The organism is Mucilaginibacter lutimaris (assembly GCF_042676625.1).
Taxonomy (GTDB): Bacteria; Bacteroidota; Bacteroidia; order Sphingobacteriales; family Sphingobacteriaceae; genus Mucilaginibacter; species Mucilaginibacter lutimaris.
In genome coordinates, this window is record NZ_JBHTIA010000010.1 from 1 (window position 1) to 20986 (window position 20986).

Here is a 20986-nt window from a genome sequence, read left to right on the forward strand (position 1 = left end):
CTGTAACCCTCCCTTAGTTCGGACAGTAGTTAAAAAGACTAATTTATATGTTATTTACGTTTTCTCTTTAATAAATAGATTATTAGACTGATTGCGATAATGGTTGCTAAAATTTCCCACAACGAGATTCGAGTATGAAACATGAAGTCGCCAAATCCCAAGATGGCTGGTATAACCGTATAAAAGCTACTTTTCATTTTGATATCATAATTAATTCATTATTTATCTGCTTGTACAGACTTGGCGTTATTCCTCCTAATGCTTCATGCGGTCTGCTGTAATTATAATCTTCCATCCATTCATCAGCTAGTACCTGTACCTGGTTTATGTCTTCAAATAAGTAAGCATCTAGTATATTTTCCCGAAACGTTCTATTGAACCGTTCGATATAGCCGTTTTGCATAGGCTTCCCCGGTTGCGTGAATTGCACGGTTATACCTTTGTTCTCACACCAATCCTTAAATTCCTTACTATTAAACTCCGGTCCGTTATCTACCCTAATGCAGTTTGGTTTACCTTGCTCATGAATAGTTCGCTCTAAGATCTGAGTCACCCATAAGGCTGGCATAGAATAAGCTACCTCTACGGCGATAGCTTCCCGGTTATAGTCATCGATAATATTTAGCGTTCGGAACCTTCTTTTGTTCATTAGCACATCACACATAAAGTCCATTGACCAGGTATCTCCAGCTTGCTCAGGCACGATCAGTGGCACTTTAACCCGTGCGGGCACGCGTCTGCGGACCTTTCTGCGGCGATTCATGCCTAATAACAGATAGACTCGTCGCACACGTTTATAGTTCCAATTGAGGCCCTGATGGCGGATTCTGTTATAATAAAGATCCTGACCCTCAGTGGGATGCTTTTCAGCAAGTTCCACTAACTTATTTATAGTTTCAGAGTCATCACGAACGTTCTTGTAGTAAAACATGGATTTGGGCAGCTTTACTACCCGGCAAGCCCTGCTAATACTTACTTGACGGGACTCCATTAAGTAAGTAACCATGTCCTTGCGCTGGCAGGGCTTCAGAACTTTTTTGAAAGCACGTCTTTTAAAAGGCTGTGATCTAAAGCCAGTTCTGCATACATATGCTTCAGCTTACGGTTCTCGTCCTCCAGCTCTTTCAGACGTTTCAGTTCCTGGCTATCCATGCCGGCATACTTTTTACGCCAATTGTAAAAGGTTGATTTGTGCACGCCGAGTTCGCGGCATACATCGTTTAACTCACGGCCACCTTCATATTCTTTGATGGCCTTGACAATCTGTGCTTCGGTAATAATTGAGTTCTTCATCGTTTGACTGTTTAAAGTTAAGACTTTTCGTCCTTTAAGCAGTCCGGTTTTTAGGAGGGGTTACACATCAGCGATCTTTTTAGCCACATCAACCGAGGGAGAAACCTCGTTGCGTTCATAACGCCCGATGATCTCGCGGGACACGCCCGCTTCCTTAGCCAGGTCGGCTTGTGATATCTTTTTTACCTTACGTAATGCAGTGATCTTATCGCCAATGTTTATGATAATGCACAAAAGCGTGCTTAACGCTATTGATTATATCAAATGTAGAGAACAAAAGTTAATAAATAAAATTATCGTTCTCTTGTTAAAAACAAATCATTGTTTACTTTTGTGCAGAATAGTTCTCATTAAACTTTTTTTTCAACATGGCTAAACTAATAACGGATAACGCAGAATTACTGATCTACCTGGACGGCAAACTGCACATTACCATCTTAGGCGGTATCAAACTGACAGGCTTAAACCGTATGAAAGTAANACACTCCATTCCATAATTTATTGAATAAACTCATCTAATAAATCGTATAGTAAATGGCTATTGCTAATGTAAATACTGATTTACAGGATACAAAAGGTAAGATTCGCAACCTGACTCTCCGCCAAAGGTAAAATGAGAAAAATGCGCTAATCGTGGCGTTCAAGTTCAAAAATTATTAAAAACAGCATCAGTGAAGCGAAAGTGCAATAGGTTCAATCCTAGCTCTCCGCCGTAAGGCAAAACATTTGAAACTGCATCATTCGTAGTATAGTTCGAAAAAACAGTCAAAACAGCGTCAATAAAGCGTAGAGGCATATAATTTTAAACGCTGACGCTTCGCTATATCAAAAATTGAGACGCACGTCCTTCGTTACGATTCTAAAGTTTTATGCGACTAGCTACTGTAAAGTGTTGAGGAAGATTGTCAGTTCTTCACCCGCGTAGATTACGCCGTCCATATCAATTATTAATCCGTATTTCATCTATGTTCTTTAGTTAAATATACTTTTGGCTTTTTGAATCGTTTTGGCCAGATCGATCCCCTCCCCCAACACACCGGTAAAAAGATCACCGGTTTCCCTGATCCGGTCAATGGCGTTGTAAATGGTAAAATGGCGCATCGTTAAGCCAGACTTAACTTCATCCCAGGTCAATGGCATAGAGACCGTAGCGCCCGGTTTCGGACGGAGTGAATACACTCCTGCTATGGTGGCACCGGGGCGGTTCTGCAAAAAGTCCAGGTACATTTTGCCTTTACGGTTCGAGATTATCCTTTCGAGTGTGGTGAAATCCGGTATCTGTTGTTGTACTAATTGGACGATGATGTTGGCAAACAGCTGGCTTTGATCATAGGTGTATTTCGCGCCAAGCGGGATGTAAATATGCATCCCAGTTGAACCGGAAGTCTTAGGGTAGCTAGGGACATCTATCGCATCCAGTACTTTCTTCACTTCCTGCGCAGCCTGTATCACCTGATCAAAGTGCTGCTTATCAGGATCGAGATCAATGATACAATAGTCCGGATTGTCGGGAGAAGTTACCCGGCTGAACCAAGGGTTCATTTCAATGCAACCTAAAGAAGCCATCCAAAGCAAGGTCGCTTCATTATTACCTAAAAGATAGTCTTTGTCTACGCCTTCACCATTTGTGTGCGGCATCGTTTCCGCCCATTCCGGCGCTTTATCCCTGACGTTTTTCTGATAAAAGCTTTCTCCGTGGATACCCCCCGGAAAGCGGTTGAGGGACATTGGCCGGTCCTTCAGGTAAGGCACCATAAAAGGCGCAACCTGGTGGTAATAGTTGAACATATCCCGTTTGGTGACCTTGTCTTCCGGCCAATACAACTTGTTGAGATGGGTCAATTTCAGCGAGTGACCGTCGACCTTGACCTGTTCCGTTTCATTTTTTGAAGTGATCAGTAGATCGGCCGGTTCTTGATTCGTGTTCAGGCCGGAACTTTTTCTGCTTTTACGTTTCGTCTTTAAATTGGCCTCTGCCAGTATTGCATCAACTTTTAAATGGCTATTGCTGACCATCTCCGCAGTATCCGCTTCGATCTCCATGACCACATCTTTCGGGTCTTTGTCAGTACGCATTCCCTTGAAGGACGCCTGCCGTACTTTGCCATCGCTGGTGATCTCCGCAAATTCGACTTCACATACCAGCAGGGGCTTTAGCCAGGTAGCTTTTGCACCTAAGCGCCTTGGCCTGAACTGCGAAGGCTCATCTACATCCGGCTCAACATCAAATGGGCTTTCATTGGTGATGAGCGGCTCGAACAGCTTTATCATCTCTTTTTGCCTGCCGTCATTAAAACCGGTGCCTACTTTGCCGATATAGCGCAGCACACCTTTCTGGTCATGAACGCCGATAGCTAATGCACTGAAATATTTGCCGGTGCCTTCATTCTTCGTGAAGCCGGCGATGACTACTTCCTGCCTGCGCTTGGCTTTGACCTTCAACCATTCCCGTGAACGTGCATCCGAGGTGTATAGACTATCAGCTCGTTTGGCAATGATGCCCTCGAGCCCCATTCTTTTGGCGGCCTCGAAAAACTCAATGCCGCCAACCTCGAACACCTGGCTTGGACGGATCAGGTTGCTATCTTTAGGCAAAACAGCGTCCAGAATCTCCCGCCTTGATCTTAGCGGCAGCCCGGTGAGGTCACGACCATTGTACCAGAGTATGTCAAAAACATAAAAAGCCAGCAGTGCATTCTTCTTATTGCGCCAGTTCTGCAAGGCTCCAAAATCAGCGGTACCCTGTTCGTTCAGCGCCACGATCTCGCCATCTAGCACGACATTCATCTCCCAGCTTTCCAACAAATCATTGATCGGCTGAAACTGCTCGAATATCAGGTTGTTTCTTGATGTTAATGTAGCCTGTCCCTCGTTTAATATAGCGACGGCCCGGTAGCCATCCCATTTAATCTCGTACATCCAACCAGGCTGATCGAACGGCTCATCCACTAGTGTGGCTTTCATGGGTTTAATGGCATCTGGAACGGGAATCTCGGGCAGTTCGCTCAGCAATTGAAGGAGTCCTTTTGGCTCCGCCTTGACATTTTCTTTATTTGAGCCTGTTGCCTTAGATTTTGTTATTTTTCTTTCCTTTTGAACAAGTGCTGTCTCATTTTCATCTGCCAGTTCGATCCAAACCGGAGCGTGATCGCTTGCACCTTTCCAGCCACGTACTTCTTTGTCGACGTTGCCCGCAATAAGCCGACCAGAGATCTTCTTGTTGAGCAGGAAGTAATCCAGGCGGAGGCCGGCATTTCTGCCGTAGGCATCCCGGAGGTAATCCCAGAACGTATAGACCCGTTCGTCCGGGTAAAGCGTTCGTATCGCATCGGTCCAGCCCTGGTCTATTAGGTCTTTAAAAGCTTTGCGACTTTCCGGACGGAACAAAGCGTTCTCCAGATATTTTTCGGGTTTATAGGTATCCAGTTCGGTGGGCATCACATTGTAATCACCGATTAAAATGACGGGGAGGTCACGGTCGACCAGGTCTTTGGCGTGATGAGCCAGCCTTTTGAACCAGCGCAATTTAAAATCAAATTTTGGCCCCGGCCAGGGATTACCGTTCGGGAGATAGATGCAACCTATGACGATCCCATTAATAAACGCTTCAGTGTACCGGCTGTGCGTGAACTCCTCATCCTCGCCGGGCAGGTCATTCCGCAGTTCTTTGATCTCTGCTTTGGAGAGTATGGCTACACCGTTCCAACTTTTTTGGCCATGCCAGATCGCCTGGTAGCCGGCATCGTTGATGGCCTTCTCCGGGAACTTGCTATTTTCTGATTTCAACTCCTGCAAGCACACTATATCCGGCTGCGCTTCTTTCAGCCAGCGCAGCAGTATGTCCAAACGGCCGTTGATGCCGTTGATATTGTAGGTTGCTATTTTCAAAGGATCAGCGACAAAAAAGCCCCTTCCGGGGCTTAAGTTCTAGCAATTAATGCCGGCAATTATTTTTTGCCGTTAAGTTTGCCTTCAACGGCTTTCCGCTGATTGCTTCCTGCAGCCTTCTTTGCGGCTTCTACTTTATCTTTAGAGGTTCCCTCCTTACGGGCCTTATACGCTAATTCATGGGGCTGCTCGGATACCGAGTTGCGTTCCACTTTTGATCCTCTCGTGCTCATAATGGATTAAGTTTTAATTTAATACCTTAACAAGGAGAACAACCAATAGTTTTAGGATCATACCCTACCATACATCACAATCGTCAGTAGCATAAAAAGCCCATAAGGGCTTTAATCAAGCTACATGTGCCAACTCAGTTCTGATGTTCCGGATGTAATCGGCAGCTTTTTGTGCCTGACCTGCTGCTTTGATGAGCAAAGTTTTATCATTCTTCAAAGCACCAAGCCAACCCTGCAGGTAGGCTGCGCTGTTCTCTATCGTCTGCTGACCTATTCCAGTTAGGGCGCAAAGGAATGCAGCTGTTAATTCGGCCGTCAGTTCTTCCCTGGAATAGGGCTCACTGCCATAAGCAGCCGCCTCGGTGATTTCCTTTCGTCCCAGCCTGGTGGCATGCCCGGTACTGTGTGCTAATTCGTGAAATAATGCTGCGTAATATTCCTCAGCACTTACAAACGATGTGATCCCGGGGACGGATACTGTATCCCTTACCGGAAAATAAACCGGACATATCCCATCTGTTTCAAGGACCGGCCGATCCGGCATGTTATCGATCAACTCCTCACAGGCGGTCACTTTTTCAACTATCGTTGAATGATTGACTATCGGTTCACGAAAATCAATACCTTCAACTTGTGCAATATTGAATACGGTGTAGACTTTCGGTACCATCCGTTGACGGTTACTAGTTTCGTCTTTATTATCCACCAATTGACTTTCGTGATTTTGTTGTTTCAGCTCAATGGCTGCCCAATAAATGATCTTCACTCCTTTTTCGCCTTTGCGAATATTTCCTCCAAGGTTGAGTGCCTGCTTAAAGGTCAGATATTGGGGCGTTTCGTAATCTTTGATCATCGTGTTAAAATTCAGCCAGAAGACATTCCAGCCCCGATAGGCAATGCCTGTCGTCACATTGCTGGGAAGCGATGAATCCCGCCAGCCGCATCTCCACACTAAATTGCCTTTTTCCATCTGTTCAATCACCGCATCTGTCACTTCCTGATAGATGTCTTTAAATCTTGCTGTAGTTGCCATAACCTTAAGTTTTAAGTGAATAAAAAATTAATTATGGCGGATGACCCGTTCGCAGAACGCAATAAGGGCAAGGTGGAGACGCGGAAAATGTGGAGGCTCCCGTCGGGATACCCATTTTGCGGGTACTACCTTGGAGGGCATCGCAGAGCCCGGCACCCGTTTGCGAAATGACGGACGAACTTTGCGCGAATGATTAATGTTTTTTTTATAAACCAGGGTTGCTTGTGAAGGAAAGGCGTCTAATAAATTTTCATCTTCCCTTGTTAATTGTAAATCAACTTGTTAGATTTACTTAAACTTTAGCTTTTATCACATGAGTCGTCTCTTTTATGAGCCCCAAAAAACGGTTATCGCCGGTGCGGACGGCACTGATGAACCTAACGTCCAAGGGAAGCAATTAGCAGATTATTTAGAAAAAGTTTCTAAGCTGATACCGTCGGAGATCATTGGTGCATATTTAACAATGGTTGGTTTACTCACTAAGATTGATGATCATTCTACACGAAGAACGCTCACTATCGTCGTCTTCTTTGCTTGCCTTTTACTTACACCCATATATCTGTACCGAATGGCTGATGCAGATAAGCCTAAAATCATTCATATTCTGCTATCCACATTTGCTTTTATCGTATGGGCATATGTTACTTCAGGAGATAAGATAGGTACGTTACTTGGCTGGAACGGCTATGATGCTGCTGCCGCCTCGATCTTTCTGATCCTTTTCAGCATCATCAGCGCATTGATCCCATTAAAAAAATAAGAGAGGACACATTAAACATTTATCTTGTATGAAGATACACTTACTTGACATGGGGCAAACCAAATATGGGGACTGCCTTATTATCGAACACGGCGGTAGAAAAATTCTTGTAGACGGAGGCCATCCGGGTGATACCAATAGCTTGCGGACACAGTTTAAAAAGATACTAAACGCTGCTCCGCCGTTTGAATTTGACCTTTTGATTGTTACCCATTGCCATAGCGACCACATTGGTTGCCTTCCGGACCTGGTTGGTCTGGATGTTATCAGACCGAAACTTGCATTGATCGCTGATGAAAAATTTGGGTTCGGACGGACATTAAAAGGGTATGGCCCGGAAGATGAAATACAAATGACCGACGAAATGATCGTATTATCATCGGCACTTGAGGAGGAGTATCAGGGTGATTTGAACGACGACGAATTACTTCAATTTCTTGACGATGCGGCAACGTTGGAGTCAAAATATCTAAATATGATCGAGCGGCTCGAAAGCAACGGTGTAACTGTTCATCGTTTTGGTAAGGATATCACAGCCGACGAGGAAGGAAAAGTGAAGTTGCAAGCATTTGAGAAACAATTTGAGGACTTTGGTTTAAAGATCCTCGGACCAAGCGTGGATCACTTATTAAAGTGCACTGCTGCCATTGCATCCGTCGCCGACTTCGTTGCTGATGACAGTGTTTTACAAAGCGGAAGAGACAGTATCTCGCTAACTGATGCCTATCGCAGAATCTCTGAGTTGAAGCCTACCGACGACGCTATGGGGCTGGAAGACCGTCCCGGTTCCGGTGCGGCTAAGAACAATCAAAGCATCGTTTTCAAAGTTGCAGCAGACGGCTGGTCTGCCTTACTCGCAGGCGACATGCAATTTGCAAAAGCAGAGGTCAAAGATCTGACCAGTGATATGAATGCTTTGCTATCGGTAGTCGCGCAAAATGGGCCTTACGATTTTGTTAAACTCACCCATCATACCAGTTACAACGCTTTTAACGACAAAGTATTCAAGGCAATGAGTTCGCCAAAACTGTTGGCACATACCGGCGGCAGGAATGATGGCGGTCATCCGGATGAAGATGCTCTCAAATATCTGCAATCACTAAAAAATGAGATCATTTTCGCGCGCAATGACCGGAGTGGAATCGTCACAGTTAGCAAGTCCAACGAAACGGTCAAATTTGAAGTGCCCGTAAATCAGTTGAACGACTTTTCAGTAAATAGAACGCGCGATTTGCTTCCTTTACCAACTTCCAACAATCAGCGGACGGAAATACCATCTTTTACGCCAACAAATCAAGCCGTAGCACCATCCACACCTGCGCCGACATACGGAACTTCGGCAAGTGATCAATTTGTTGAAATTATTGCAAAAGTCCCTCATGTCAGGACCAAGGTTGTACTTACGATAGATGTTCAACCGCCGGACGGACCTATAGCACGTAATCCAGATTTAATTACGGATTCATTATTATTTCAGTCCATTGCACCGGGCAGGAATCTACCTGAACTTCTGTTTGTGACCAACACATATATCCTCGAAAAAAATATCGGTGCCGGCGCAGTAAAACAACTTTTAAATTTAATCGCGCGTTATCCGCAAATCAAATTGGTGAATATAACCAATAATGTTGCAACCGCTGAGGAAACGGCGGACACGGTTAAGACGACGCTGCGTAATGGCGGTTTCAAGGGAGTTGTAATAATTGGGGGATACGATGTTGTTCCGGCGCAAAGATTGACTGTACTTGACAATAAGTTGCGCAATCAATTAATCCAAAAGAATCTTTTAAATGGTGATTCTGACCGATTCATTGTTTGGAGCGATGACTTATATGGTGACAATGATAATGACGGTATTCCGGAGTTCCCGGTTAGCCGGATTCCTGATGCTAGGGACGCATCATTGTTGTCCAGCGCGTTAAACGCAACGGAATTCAATGCCAAGGGACGTTTCGGCATCCGGAACTTTGCAAGACCTTTTGCTGAAACAACCTATTCGACGATTCCCGGACTTGACAGCTTGAACGTCTCAGAAACATATGGACCGGCTCATATACATCAAAATGCTGCCCTTGGTGCAGTATATTTTATGCTTCACGGTTCGGAACGCGACAGTAGTCGCTTTTGGGGAGAAACAGTTGACGGAGACGAATTCGAGGCGATGTGTGTTAACAACATTCCCGGTGTTACGCCGGAAACTGTTGTTTTCACGGGATGTTGCTGGGGAGCATTGACCGTCTATGAGCCTGCATCAGGAAAACGAGGCTTATCTGACCGCCCTACGTCAAAAAGCCCCGCTGAATCTATTGCCTTGACCTATCTAAAAGCAGGCGCACAAGCTTTTGTTGGTTGCACGGGAACCCATTATTCACCGTTGAAATCACCGTATGATTACTATGGAAAGCCGATGCATGATCAATTTTGGAACGGAGTTGTCAGCGGACTCAAACCCGCCGAGGCACTATTCCAGGCAAAGGTCGCTTATGCAAAAGATATTCCACATGGACAGACAGATTTATTCAGTCAAGCAATAGAATTGAAAATTTTACGTCAATATACCTGTTTAGGCCTTGGTTGGTAGTTGACAATCATAAAACATTTAGTAACTTTACTTGTAAAATAGACAGGAGGTATTATTATGATTTCTTCAAATTTAAAAAATTACGTGTCGAGTCATATGAAAAACATGGACGTTGTTCCTGTTTCATCTCGAGGGTTTCAGAATTTCGCAGCGGATTCGCGCGCTAATTCTAGTCCATCTATTGAAGATCTGAGAAAGAAATATCTTTCAGAGGATTACCAGCCCGCTGTCAATCCTGCTGCAGATAGTCGCAATATTGCGGAAAATGATGACATTGAAATCGGACTTCTTAGGAAGAAAAATTCGTCACCTGAAGATTCGCTTGACGATAGTAGCGAACGGACAATCATCAATTCCAAGGATAAAGGAATTATTGGATCTCAAGGATAAAAATAAAAAGGCGGACTTATCATCCGCCTTTTTATTTAGCTCAATCCGACATTTCGAACGGTATAATTGCCATTTTTGATATCGTCCGGATCGATATCATATTTTCCAAGCAAGGCAATAAACTTTTCTTGCTTTAAAAATCTTTCGTATACATCCCGTGCAGAACTAAGTTCATCACTTGAAAGACCTTTCGACAAAGCAATAGTTAAGTTCAGATAAAAATCATCCTCCTTCCCCTGCGATGCATAGATTTCCGCAAGTGTCGCAAAGTAAATTGCTTTGTCCGGCTTAAGTTCTATCGCAGATAAGATGTCCGACAAGGCTTCATTATAATTACCAAGTAATCGATGTATATCCGCTCGTGTATTAAAGCCTTTATCTTGCGTAGGACTGATTGAAAGCGCTGTATTCAAAGCTTGCAGCGCAAGGTCATAACTGCCGGTCTCACGATAAATAAAACCCTTACAATAAAATGCAGGGTATCCAACATCGTCAGACTTGTTTAAATATTCCAGGGCCAAGTCGTACACTTTTTTCTCCGTATAGCATACTGCAATGTTATAATTTAATTTAGGACTTGAAGGACTGATCTTTAAAGCTTCCTGATGGTCTATGATAGCTGCATCAATATTGCCTAATTTAAAATTAAGATTGCCACGCTCACTATAGTAAAGGTATTTTGTGCCATCCAGCTTGATCGCTTCGTCAAGCAGTTCGAGTTTGCGTAGATTATCCGTTTCATTCATGTACTTAATAAATTCGATCTGCGCACGCCTGATCTGCAGAACCTTGGCGTCCAAATTCAAGCTACCTTCGGTGACTATCTTTAAGATATCCCAATAATCACTACTGATTGATCCGAGCTGAACTTGCTGATCGATTCTTAAAAGATGACCTTCCTCCTCTTCAATTTTTTTATCACCATGTATAACGGAGATGTCAAAGTAACTAAGCCCAAGATGACTTTTAAATTCTTCTCGAATCTTCTCAATCACTAAACGCTCTTTCTCCTTTTCATGTTTATCGAATGGAGCCCTTGACAAAACAAAATTGATAGAGGGCTTTTTGGGAAACATGTTGTCATCACTCAATAAGGATTTAATCACTTGCTTTGATCCAAAAAGGTTTTCCCTGTTGTTAATACCTAACACCACCACGTGGTCAGCGAGTAGACGCAAGGTAATTCCAGCGATTTCAGTAACGCCTGTTCGAGAATCGATCAAAAAATAATCAGGATTAAACTTTTTTTCAACTTGTGCCTTTAGGTCAAGAAAAAAGTCAACACCTTGTCCGTACTCTGAAAAAAACAGGTCTTGCCATTTTATCTTGGCGTGTTTGCTCCAATAATCTTTCGACTCGATATCACCAGCACAAATAAATGAGATCTCTTTGAAGAAGTCGTTAGCAGGCTTCAAAGAAATGGCGTACTTACTAATGTCATCTAGCACACCTTCATTTGAAAACTTATAAATATAATCTACAAGGCCTTGTTTTATCGGACTGGAAAACTGGTAATCTTTGAATTTAAATCTCAGGCCTGGTGCATCGAGATCGAAATCCATTACGCACACATTTTGCCCAAGTTCAGACAAGCGAACGGCTATGTTGCTTAAAGCAAGAGACCGCCCAACCCCTCCCTTATAGGAATAAAACGTTATCGTTTTCATACGCCTGCTAAATCAAATGTCTTCTCACTTCTTAATTGTCTTTTGAATACCTCTTTCATTGAGTCGTCAACGCTAGGAGGGTTTAAAAAGATACCAGCATCCGTTTCAAAATTAACCCTGTTACCTTCAGCCCTAAGTCCTAATGCTTTGAAGATTTCAAGGAGTCTAGACCATCCGGCTCCCTGATAATCCGTAGATTCATACCGCTGTATCTGCTGTTCGGCAATACCCAACTTTTCTGCGAGTTCTTTTTGGCTCATCCTTTTGTGTATTCTCGCTGAAATCAATACATCGCTCAATTCGCTCCAATCGTTGTAAACAAAAAAATGCACATTGCCATTTAACAATGCGTTGTAAGCATCAATATCCTGCTGGAGTTTGTCGATCATTTCTTTATGAGTGTTGTGTTTGCTTTCAAAATAATAAGGTCGCATTGTGTCCTTATTTTTGAAATGATCTTCAAGCTCTGCTTTAAGTACAGTTAGCCTCTCCTGAGCCGCTGCAAATTGTCTGTTGTTTTTTATCATGTCAATATTCGATTTTAATTATACCTACAGGCTCATTGAGCCTATTTATTTGAAACATATCAATGTATGTGTTATGATTCATAGCAAGGGATTCAGCAGAAACGGGAAATAAATGAACTCCATATTCTTCTTTAACTTTGGAGGGATAAAGAGCGATGGGAAACCTTAAAAAAAGCTCTTCATCTGAAATGTCTACAGGAATTATCCAACAAGCATCAACGTCTTTAGGAACAGGTAACTTAGTCACGAAACTCCCACCAATGTAGAAGGCTGAGCTATGGACGCATTCCATGACTGTCATCAGACGTTTCAGGTTTTCAAATAGTACCTCCCTTGGGTGATTATGCACGAACTCTTCCTTAAATCGACCCTCATTAAGGATATAAATGCCTGGTGCGAGATAAATTCCGTTGTATTTCATTTCCATTCCCTTGTGATTTTCTACATAACACAAATATAATTATTAATACGAAATACACAACAAATTTGTTTTGTATTCTGAACAATCAAAAAAATAGATAGATTATTCATTGCGATAATAAGTAAAGATACAGGATTTAAGACAACAAAATTGTTGTTAAAAACCATATCTAAGTTTACAATTAAAACATAGAGAGCTGCACCCGGCTGTTCTCCAGCGCAGCAATCGCCTTTAGGGTCTTGTTCAATACATCCTGTTTGTAATTAGTGGTGTCTGGATTTCCGAGATATTTAGTCATCTGGGTTTTCATCTCTGACATCGCTGCTGATAGTGCTTCGTTTCTTGAAGAGTACTTCTTACAAAACACGCATAGCGGACCGCTGCTGCCCGCGGTACCATAGTTGCAACTTAGCGCGTAAGCCCATGAACCATTAGGCCGCGGCCGATGCGTATCTCACTTTGTTCTAATACGATGTCTTCCCTGTTAAGGAACTTTGGTGAAGCGAACCAGCCATATTGATTGAAAGCAATTTCTATAAAACCAAATTCCAATACTCTGCGGTATTCATTGACGTTCATTAAGATCTGACGAAAGCTGTCACCAAAGCCGGCGAACCAGGCTACTTTAGCGGCCTCGCCTTTGCTAATAGCATCAGCTATTTCAAGTAGCAGGTCTTTTTCATATTTCATAAGATGATGATCTGCGACATAAACGTCAATGGCAGAACTGGACTGAAGGGTTAATGCGAACTTTTCCATAGCGTAAAGTTTTTATTGCCCTATTGCGCATGATGGCATATCTGTCAAGGGCCGAGGCGGAGTCACGGTTCATATACCCTTGACGGGTAAGTCAGGCATGCGCTTTTTTTGCATCCAAAAGCTTTATGCTGGGTAAAAGATCGAAGCCCTCGTTACGAATGTCGCGTGTCGAGGTAAAAGCTATCAGATAGTAGAGTATGTTTATCAATCTATCCCCGCGATAGGGATAGTAGCGGCATGTGTGACTTGTTGTCCGTGAGTAAAGTAAGCGGACATTACAAATTGTTCTTTGTAATAACTGATTATCTGGTGAATGGAAACACCATTCCATCTATTTGAACAGATGAAAACACTTTCCTCATTTATGCAGGTGGCAACTGCATGGGTGCAGCAGGAAAGAAAGCAAGTAAGAATGGAATCTGACATTCAATCCTTTGCAATTGTAGAGGTATGCGTAGGCAACGAACCTATGTTTGAATCATCGTCACTGTCAACAAGCCTACTCATGGAAAGGTTTAATGGTATGCTTTTGCTGCCGTCGGCGTAGCCGAAGGCCTTTTCATAGATAATCTTGCCTTTCCAGGCTACCAATACGTTACCGTTAAACACCCCTCTTTGATGCGCCAGCTGCATAAGGGAATCTATCTGTTGTGGTTCGTTCTGCGCAAGGGCCGAGCTGACCAGCAGTATTTGTATAAATAGAAAGATTAGTTTTTTCATAAGTCATCGTTAAGTGGCCATTGCATAGCGTGGTTCTTTTCATTATTAAAATTAAGACCACCCTTCAGGGGATTAAGGGGGCCTTGCTGTGTTCAAGCTTTATTTTTCTTTGCGTTATAAAGGCGTAAAACGGTCCCATTTCCAGGGGCTGGTGATGTCGCCGATCAGCTATATTTCATTTATCTATTTGCTTCAGAAAGATCAGCCCCGCCGTATCGCCGGTGTTCAGCTCAAAGCCTGTAATACGGCCTTTATTGCGCCTAACACGGAGATGGTTTAAAAAATCATAATCGGTGAAGAGGTGATCGGCTCCGAACAGGTTCATTCTTACCGGCTCATGGTACTTATCACAGATCGATAGCTCGTTATTTTTAACACTTATATTGAAGAATGCTCCCAACTCCTCGGAAAAATACCTGCCGGCATATTCATTTAGTTGTGTCGTTGACAATTGGATTTCGCGGACACGTTCCATCTCAATTGGCTTTGCCAACACCGGAGAAATCAATTTTGCAAGGAGAGTCTTTGTCTTTGGATCGATCGAAAACTGGTATTTCACCGATGACCGTGCCTTCATGTGAAATGACCTATCGCCTTCAGCTTCCAGTTCCGCATTTCCGTTCACATATAGTTTGCCCGATTTGAAGTTTACCGAGACCTTGTAGCCATTAGCTGCAATATAGTTTCCGTCCCACCTCGAAAGTTCTGTCGAGTCTTTTATAGCAAAAACCGGATCGTTTTGAGTTACCGGTGCTTGCGCCTGTCTCTTCTCTGACCTGTCCGGTATCAAAAGTTCAGCTATCTGGTTGATCTTGTTATAAACGTCACCGTCACCCGCGTTTCCAAAGATATAGAAGCCCGTTTTTAGTTCCGGATAGATTGCAATGATCGTCCGGTAACCAGCAAGCCCGCCGTTATGCGTCAACCGCTTGTAGCCACGGTCAGTATTGACGTTGATCCCCATCGCATAAGGAATGCTGGAGCCATCGTTTAACTTACCAGGTGTGGTCATCAGTTCAATATCCTTAAAAGTGCCAGCCTTTGTTTGATAAAAATTAGCCACCCATTTAGCCATATCGTTCACGTTGGTAAACAGTCCGCCGTCACCCAGCGTATAAACGTTCTGTACAGCATTACGAAAAACCTTACTATCCTTTTCATAAGATAGCGCCCTGCCAGCGATCAATTGCGAATGATCGTCTGCGAAAGCGCTGCTTGTCATCCCCAACGGTCTGAAGATCGCTGAATCAGAATAAGACTTGAAACTTTGACCGGTTACTGCCTTTACAATCTCCGCAAGCAACACATAATTGGAATTGGAATAGGAAAACTTCTTGCCGGGATCAAAGTTAAGTGTGCGTTGCCTTTTGAGCATCTGAACTGCTAACTCCTCGGTGAGCATTCCGTCCTCTCCAAGCCCATAAAATTGCGCAAGCCCGATATCATCACGAATGCCGCTGGTATGGTGGACCAGGTTTTTGACCGTGATCTTCTGGCGAAGATCACTCATCCATGGCAAATAGGCATGGATATCTTCATCCAGCTTAATTTTTCCCTGGTTCACCAGCATTGCAATGGCGTATCCCGCAAACTGCTTGGATACCGAACACATATAAAAAATGGTGGCCGGCGTATTAGGCGTCTTATTTTCCAGGTCGGCCAGACCAAATCCTTTTGAATAGACCAGTTCGTCACATCGGACGATGCCGGCCGCACAGCCGGGCGCAGTTGTATCGTTCCATTTGGCGAAGAGTTGGTCGATTTTTGAGCGGGTACTGTCGGATAGGGGCTGTGCATGCACGCTGCTGCCGGCAAAAACTATCAGTGAAAACAATGATAGTAACATGTAGTAGAAAGTCAGTTTCTTTTTCATATGGATAAAGGTTATGATATGTCCCTAATTGAATCACCATGTAGTTGAAATCTGCTGCCAGATATGTGGCTGATTAAACATGATATAGATGTAAATAATTGTCAATTTCAACATCATTAATAAGTAGTCCTTATAGTGCGGCCTTTTCATCATTTAATTAAAGCGACTATTCTGGTGAAGAATGCCAAGTGTTAGTTCGTCCTTACGTTATAAGGCGTAAAGCGATCCCACTCCCAAGGGGTAAAGGTGTCACCGACCAGTTTCTCCAGGAGTTCTTTAAAGATCCTTTCGCCATTACCGCTGTTGCACATGATAATGATACTAATCTTCTTTTGAGGAAAACTGACCGTATAATTACGCCAGCAGTCATCGTGGCCGCCCTTGAAAAATGCAGGACCGTAAGGCGTTTTGATCACGCCCCAACCCAAACCGTACGACAGCTCTATCTTATCGTCGCGGTGAGTGGTTTCTTCCAGCATTGTAGGAAACTCATAAATTGAATGAATGCGGATCTGTGGCCGGATCATTTCACGATAGACCTTAGGCTTAAGCCCGCGGCCATTCAGCACATACGCGATAAAACGCGAATAATCGCTGACGGTGGTGAGCATGGAACCTGCCCCAATGGCACTTTGCGAACGCACCTGGCCGCCAGGCTTGCCTTCTTCGTCGTAACCTACAGCCGCATTGCCATCAAATGCCGGCTGCCAGACATAACTGGTACGGTGCATCCCTGCAGGCTCAAATATTTCCTCCCGGGCCATCGTTTCCAAACCTTTGCCTAAATACACCTGCTCAATGCGCTGCAGCAGTTTAAAGCCTTCGCCTGAGTAAGCATAACGACTGCCGGGTTCAAAGTATAACCGGTTTCTCAGGCTGGTATCCCGCACACCGGTTTTTACATTCATCCACCAAACATTTGGCAAGCCCGTTGTGTGGCTCAGGCACATTCGCGGCGTGATTTTTTTCCAGCGTTCGTCTTTTTCCAGTTCTGCATAATCGCCGTATTCACGAAGCGGCTTTTTTAAATATGCCACTAAAGGTTTGTCCAGGTCGATGAGTCCTTTTTGTACCAGCCGCATGTTGATGTAAGCACATACGGCTTTGCTGAACGAAGCCGCGTACATGATGGTGCCGGTATCCAGAGGGAGTCCCTTTTCTTTATCTTTAAAGCCATAGGCCTTCCTGTAAGCCACCTGATTATTGTTGATGATGGCCAGTTGCATACCATCTACCCTTGCGGCCGCCATTAACCGGCGCACTATGGTATCGATATGATCTTTAGAAATTGCTGAACCATCCAGACGTTTGATCTTGGAAACGCTTTGGCCCATGCATTGTAAATAAAGTAGAGAGGTCAAGAATAAGGTGATTACTTTCATAAGTATAGTGGTTATTTGTATGTAAGTAAGTCGTTGCAAATCATTAATTGTGACAATTGTAAACATAAAATCAGATGCTAACGTTAGCTGCCAACATCATATGTGGGCTGAAGCATAATAGGTCCTGATCTTTTTCCGTGAGTTCGAGCAGTTCCAGCAGTCGCTTTCTCTTGACAGGATCCGCCCAATTACTAAAGAAACTACCGTCCATCCAGGCGATACCTTCCACCGGACGTAATTCAAGCGGTTTTAAACCGACTTCCTTAAACTCATCGATTAAAAAAGAGGGACGATGGTAATAGGCCGCCGGTAACATGCCCGGAAAACCGGCAGGTGGCTGATGGATGCCGGAGACCAGTTCTGTGGTACACATTTTGAAAACATCAGGATGATAAATCAAACCGCTTTGCAGCGCCGCTACTATTGAGGCAGTATTGTTGATGGCGAATCCTAAAATGATGCCGTCTTTCCTAAGTACCCGGCGGGCTTCCCTGAGCGCAGCGATGCGATCGGATCGCTCTTGCAGGTGGTACAATGGGCCGTGTAGGATAACCAGTTGCTGGCTGGCATCGGGTAGCGGTAAATTACGCCCTTCTGCCAGCAGGCACTGGTAGGGCTGACTTGTTTGTTTAGACCGCTTTTTTGCCTGTTGAATGTGCTTGGGAACCGGGTCGATGAGCGTAACGGAGTGGCCGAGGCTGCTAAGCCATTGTGCATAGTGACCGGTGCCTCCGCCTACATCGGTAATATGGCAGCGCTGGTGAAGATAGCGACTGATTAAGATTTTATTACGTTCAAACTCTAATGGGCCAAGACCTGTGGTCAGTCTGGTTTCTTCCTGCGCGTGCGCGTAGAAAGCTTCGATCGAAGAATCGATAAGGTGCATGTTGCTTGTTTAAATATGGACATAGGATTATTTGTCCCGCCTCCGCAGGATGCCGGTTAATGGCGCAAATACGCCGGGAGATATTTAAGCAACGATTGTAATGCCTCGAAAATATAATTTTTATTAAACAATGTCAACCTGAATTTAAGTATCGCCTTCAAACAAAAAAGGAGGTTACTAAAAAGAAGAAAAAATATTAAAAAGAAGAAAACCTATTTAGATACGGAAACCTAAGGATTTCCTACATCTAACCAGGACAAGCAATAAACATTGTTTTATTGAATGATAATAGGTAACATTATTAGATTTTTAACCCTCCAAAACTGTACTCCAAAATACGGACATGACCAATCGTCAACCTATTTCAGAACTACTCACTGTATATTTTATACAATGTCTTTTTTACAATAATCTTTTTGTTTTCTAAAGAAATCACCGATATAGGTATACTGTCTGGAAGAAGAGTGCCTTTATTGGTTTCAAAATAATTAATATTGCTTTGTACATTGCCAGGTATATCTCTATCAACAAAACTACTCAGCGGTCCATTTGCCGCATCCACGGTTATTAACAAATCGACTTTAATATTTGCCTCAGCTAATTGTTTTGCAAGAGAAGTTGCTAGAACACCTCCATAACTGTCTTGCGCCGTAATCGTATTGCCCCTTATATGTTTTACGATTTTCCCTGGTTTTTCCATTTGCACTTTTTCGGTGCTATAAAGAACGTTTAGACTCGTAAAATTAACAGACATTTTTTCATACAAGCCCCTGATGGTTGGTTGATTTTTACCACAGGCTGCCGCAGGGTTGGTTGTTTTTCGAGGATTTATTGGATAAGAGTCGCGATTTTTTAAGATAGAGTCAGTGGATGATGCTTGTTAAGCGCCTCTTTAGGTCTTCGAGATTGGTGGTTTTATACATTTCAGTTGAACTGACATAACGGTGTCCGGCCATATATTGAACGGTGCGCAGGTTCTTTTCTTTTAGCCATTCCGTGATTACACTTTGCCTGATCTGTTTAGCATGTTTGTATTTTTGGGCTTAGTTTCCGAAGCGCATAGTTGAGGTATAAGAGACAGTTTTTGATGTCATCTAATGTGTTGATGCTGATAAACAAACGCTCAATATCCTGTTCATCTTTGTAACGAACCGGCTTGCGCTTCATTCAAACAAATGTTTTTTCTTTAAGTCTTTTAAACTGTACCTCGTTTTTGATACAACTTTAAGAGTATCAAATTGCGGGCTTGAACCCTGTCCATGTTCCCTCTTTTCAATATATATATTGTCGCCATCAATCTTACAATAGATGTATCCGTTTTCATCATCAAACGTGCCTAAATGAACCCTGAAATTGGTTGAGTCAGTAAGATATTGAGATGTTAAGTTTCCTATTAATCCAGCTTTATACACTTCAATATATAAGTTATTTACTCTTTTTAAAGTGTACTTATAATTCCTTTTGCTTTTACTGTTGATGCAACTGAACAGTGTACCGATAATAATAAACAACAAACCGTACTTTTTCATTTAATTCCTCCTAATGATAACAATTGCATAAATCAAGGATGTAAGCCCGCTTTTGCAGCATCAACCATTCCATCTGTATTATAATGAAAATCAATCCTTTGATTACCATTAGGTGAAACGTTAAAAAGAATTTCTCGTGCGCGTTTCCAAAAGCCACCGTTGAACTTTGCCATTTCCCCAAGACCAGCTAAACTATATTGTGTTCTTTGTGAAACCCCTGCTGCTATTCCTGTGTAACCTGCATGATAATTACCAAAATCAGCCGCAGTAAACTTACCGTTTTCAGAAAGACCTTTGAAGCTAAAGAAAGTGTCATTATCACCTCCAGTTTTTGATTTTATATCTTGATCGTATTTCCAAGCTACACCAAATATTGTGTTTGTTTGTGATTTCAAATCCCAATCATGACCTGGCAAAACTTTATTAATCCATTCAGCTGTGTTCAATCCTTCCGCAACTTGTCCGTCTCTTTTTAAGATGTTACTTGCTATTTTAGTAATGTCAATTTTACCCCCTAATTCACCAATTTTTCTCCCCCGGCACCAGTATTTGTTTTACTATAGGTCTTTTCAACGTCTTTTGCAGTTTTACCGTCATGTTCATAAACTCCTTTGTCACCATCGTCCACGTTTTTCAAAACAGTTCCATATTCATCAACATGGGTTGAGAACATACCGTCCCTATCGATATTCCTGATAGGATCATCTAATCCGTATGTATATGGACTGAACTTTCTGGACTTCTCTGCCAGCGGATCAATCGTTGTCCACCTACCAATTACAGGATCGTAGAAACGTGCACCGTAATCATAGTCGCTGGTCTCTTCCTGCAGCTCTTTGCCATTGTAAAGGTACTTATTGTTCAGCACATTATTAGGTACCGATCTGCGTATACCGAAAGCGTAATAATCGTCCGATTGTAACCGCTCCGCTTTGAATTGGCTCGCGTTCCTCTGAAACGTCAGGCGCACGTTGCCAAGATGGTCCTTCAGGTCGTATTCATAACGGTATGTCCCGTCCGACCTCCTGGCCGCCCTACCCTCTT

At 43.2% G+C, this 20986-nt stretch carries 21 protein-coding genes; 3 read left to right on the forward strand and 18 right to left on the reverse strand.

Annotated elements, in window-relative coordinates; genetic code table 11:
• Positions 1-193 precede the first annotated feature (193 nt).
• The 6 genes from ACFQZI_RS14685 to ACFQZI_RS14710 form a co-directional block, all read right to left on the reverse strand.
• The gene (locus ACFQZI_RS14685) at positions 194-1006 is read right to left on the reverse strand and encodes an IS3 family transposase (protein WP_377143718.1); all 813 of its coding nucleotides are present in this window, start codon (positions 1004-1006) and stop codon (positions 194-196) included.
• Between the two features lie 20 nt (positions 1007-1026).
• Entirely contained in the window at positions 1027-1293 is a 267-nt protein-coding gene (locus ACFQZI_RS14690; RefSeq protein ID WP_377143720.1) for a transposase, read from the reverse strand.
• Positions 1294-1353: 60 nt separating this feature from the next.
• Complete coding sequence (locus ACFQZI_RS14695; RefSeq protein ID WP_377143723.1) at positions 1354-1527, reverse strand: helix-turn-helix domain-containing protein; 174 nt, start codon at positions 1525-1527, stop codon at positions 1354-1356.
• A 738-nt stretch (positions 1528-2265) separates the two neighbouring features.
• Positions 2266-5181 carry a DNA ligase D gene (gene ligD, locus ACFQZI_RS14700; RefSeq protein WP_377143725.1) on the reverse strand — a complete coding sequence of 972 codons (2916 nt, stop codon included), beginning with the start codon at positions 5179-5181 and terminating at the stop codon, positions 2266-2268.
• Positions 5182-5240: 59 nt separating this feature from the next.
• A complete protein-coding gene (locus ACFQZI_RS14705; protein WP_377143727.1) occupies positions 5241-5414 on the reverse strand; it encodes a hypothetical protein in 174 nt (57 codons plus the stop codon).
• Positions 5415-5529: 115 nt separating this feature from the next.
• Complete coding sequence (locus tag ACFQZI_RS14710) at positions 5530-6447, reverse strand: ArdC family protein (protein WP_377143730.1); 918 nt, start codon at positions 6445-6447, stop codon at positions 5530-5532.
• A gap of 313 nt (positions 6448-6760) precedes the next feature.
• Here ACFQZI_RS14710 and ACFQZI_RS14715 point away from each other — a divergent pair, with 313 nt between their 5' ends.
• The 3 genes from ACFQZI_RS14715 to ACFQZI_RS14725 all read left to right on the forward strand — a co-directional run bounded on the left by ACFQZI_RS14715 (position 6761) and on the right by ACFQZI_RS14725 (position 10178).
• On the forward strand, positions 6761-7207 hold the full coding sequence (locus tag ACFQZI_RS14715) for a hypothetical protein (RefSeq protein ID WP_377143732.1): 447 nt from the start codon (positions 6761-6763) through the stop codon (positions 7205-7207).
• 28 nt (positions 7208-7235) lie between these two features.
• On the forward strand, positions 7236-9788 hold the full coding sequence (locus ACFQZI_RS14720) for an MBL fold metallo-hydrolase (protein WP_377143734.1): 2553 nt from the start codon (positions 7236-7238) through the stop codon (positions 9786-9788).
• Between the two features lie 96 nt (positions 9789-9884).
• Positions 9885-10178 (forward strand): hypothetical protein, encoded by a 294-nt coding sequence (locus ACFQZI_RS14725; RefSeq protein ID WP_377143735.1) that lies wholly within the window; start codon positions 9885-9887, stop codon positions 10176-10178.
• A gap of 35 nt (positions 10179-10213) precedes the next feature.
• On the opposite strand, the gene ACFQZI_RS14730 is transcribed toward ACFQZI_RS14725, so the two are convergent.
• The 12 genes from ACFQZI_RS14730 to ACFQZI_RS14785 form a co-directional block, all read right to left on the reverse strand.
• Complete coding sequence (locus tag ACFQZI_RS14730; protein ID WP_377143738.1) at positions 10214-11845, reverse strand: KGGVGR-motif variant AAA ATPase; 1632 nt, start codon at positions 11843-11845, stop codon at positions 10214-10216.
• Entirely contained in the window at positions 11842-12372 is a 531-nt protein-coding gene (locus ACFQZI_RS14735; RefSeq protein ID WP_377143740.1) for a helix-turn-helix domain-containing protein, read from the reverse strand. Before ACFQZI_RS14735 ends, ACFQZI_RS14730 begins: the two co-directional genes overlap by 4 nt.
• Before the next feature lies 1 nt (position 12373).
• Complete coding sequence (locus tag ACFQZI_RS14740) at positions 12374-12793, reverse strand: DUF6932 family protein (protein WP_377143742.1); 420 nt, start codon at positions 12791-12793, stop codon at positions 12374-12376.
• A 408-nt stretch (positions 12794-13201) separates the two neighbouring features.
• Positions 13202-13552 carry a hypothetical protein gene (locus ACFQZI_RS14745; RefSeq protein ID WP_377143744.1) on the reverse strand — a complete coding sequence of 117 codons (351 nt, stop codon included), beginning with the start codon at positions 13550-13552 and terminating at the stop codon, positions 13202-13204.
• A 426-nt stretch (positions 13553-13978) separates the two neighbouring features.
• The gene (locus ACFQZI_RS14750; RefSeq protein WP_377143747.1) at positions 13979-14272 is read right to left on the reverse strand and encodes a hypothetical protein; all 294 of its coding nucleotides are present in this window, start codon (positions 14270-14272) and stop codon (positions 13979-13981) included.
• A 175-nt stretch (positions 14273-14447) separates the two neighbouring features.
• Positions 14448-16145 carry a serine hydrolase domain-containing protein gene (locus ACFQZI_RS14755; RefSeq protein WP_377143750.1) on the reverse strand — a complete coding sequence of 566 codons (1698 nt, stop codon included), beginning with the start codon at positions 16143-16145 and terminating at the stop codon, positions 14448-14450.
• A 191-nt stretch (positions 16146-16336) separates the two neighbouring features.
• Positions 16337-17527, reverse strand: coding sequence for a serine hydrolase domain-containing protein (locus ACFQZI_RS14760; protein ID WP_377143752.1), 1191 nt, complete (start codon positions 17525-17527; stop codon positions 16337-16339).
• Between the two features lie 70 nt (positions 17528-17597).
• Positions 17598-18413: a class I SAM-dependent methyltransferase gene (locus ACFQZI_RS14765; RefSeq protein ID WP_377143754.1), complete on the reverse strand. Its 816-nt coding sequence runs from the start codon at positions 18411-18413 to the stop codon at positions 17598-17600.
• A gap of 370 nt (positions 18414-18783) precedes the next feature.
• Positions 18784-19113, reverse strand: a complete 330-nt coding sequence (locus ACFQZI_RS14770; protein WP_377143756.1) for a hypothetical protein — start codon at positions 19111-19113, stop codon at positions 18784-18786.
• Between the two features lie 463 nt (positions 19114-19576).
• On the reverse strand, positions 19577-19942 hold the full coding sequence (locus tag ACFQZI_RS14775; protein WP_377143758.1) for a hypothetical protein: 366 nt from the start codon (positions 19940-19942) through the stop codon (positions 19577-19579).
• 32 nt (positions 19943-19974) lie between these two features.
• On the reverse strand, positions 19975-20388 hold the full coding sequence (locus ACFQZI_RS14780; protein WP_377143760.1) for a polymorphic toxin type 44 domain-containing protein: 414 nt from the start codon (positions 20386-20388) through the stop codon (positions 19975-19977).
• Between the two features lie 68 nt (positions 20389-20456).
• On the reverse strand, positions 20457-20986 hold a 530-nt coding region (locus ACFQZI_RS14785), incomplete at its 5' end, for an RHS repeat-associated core domain-containing protein (RefSeq protein WP_377143763.1).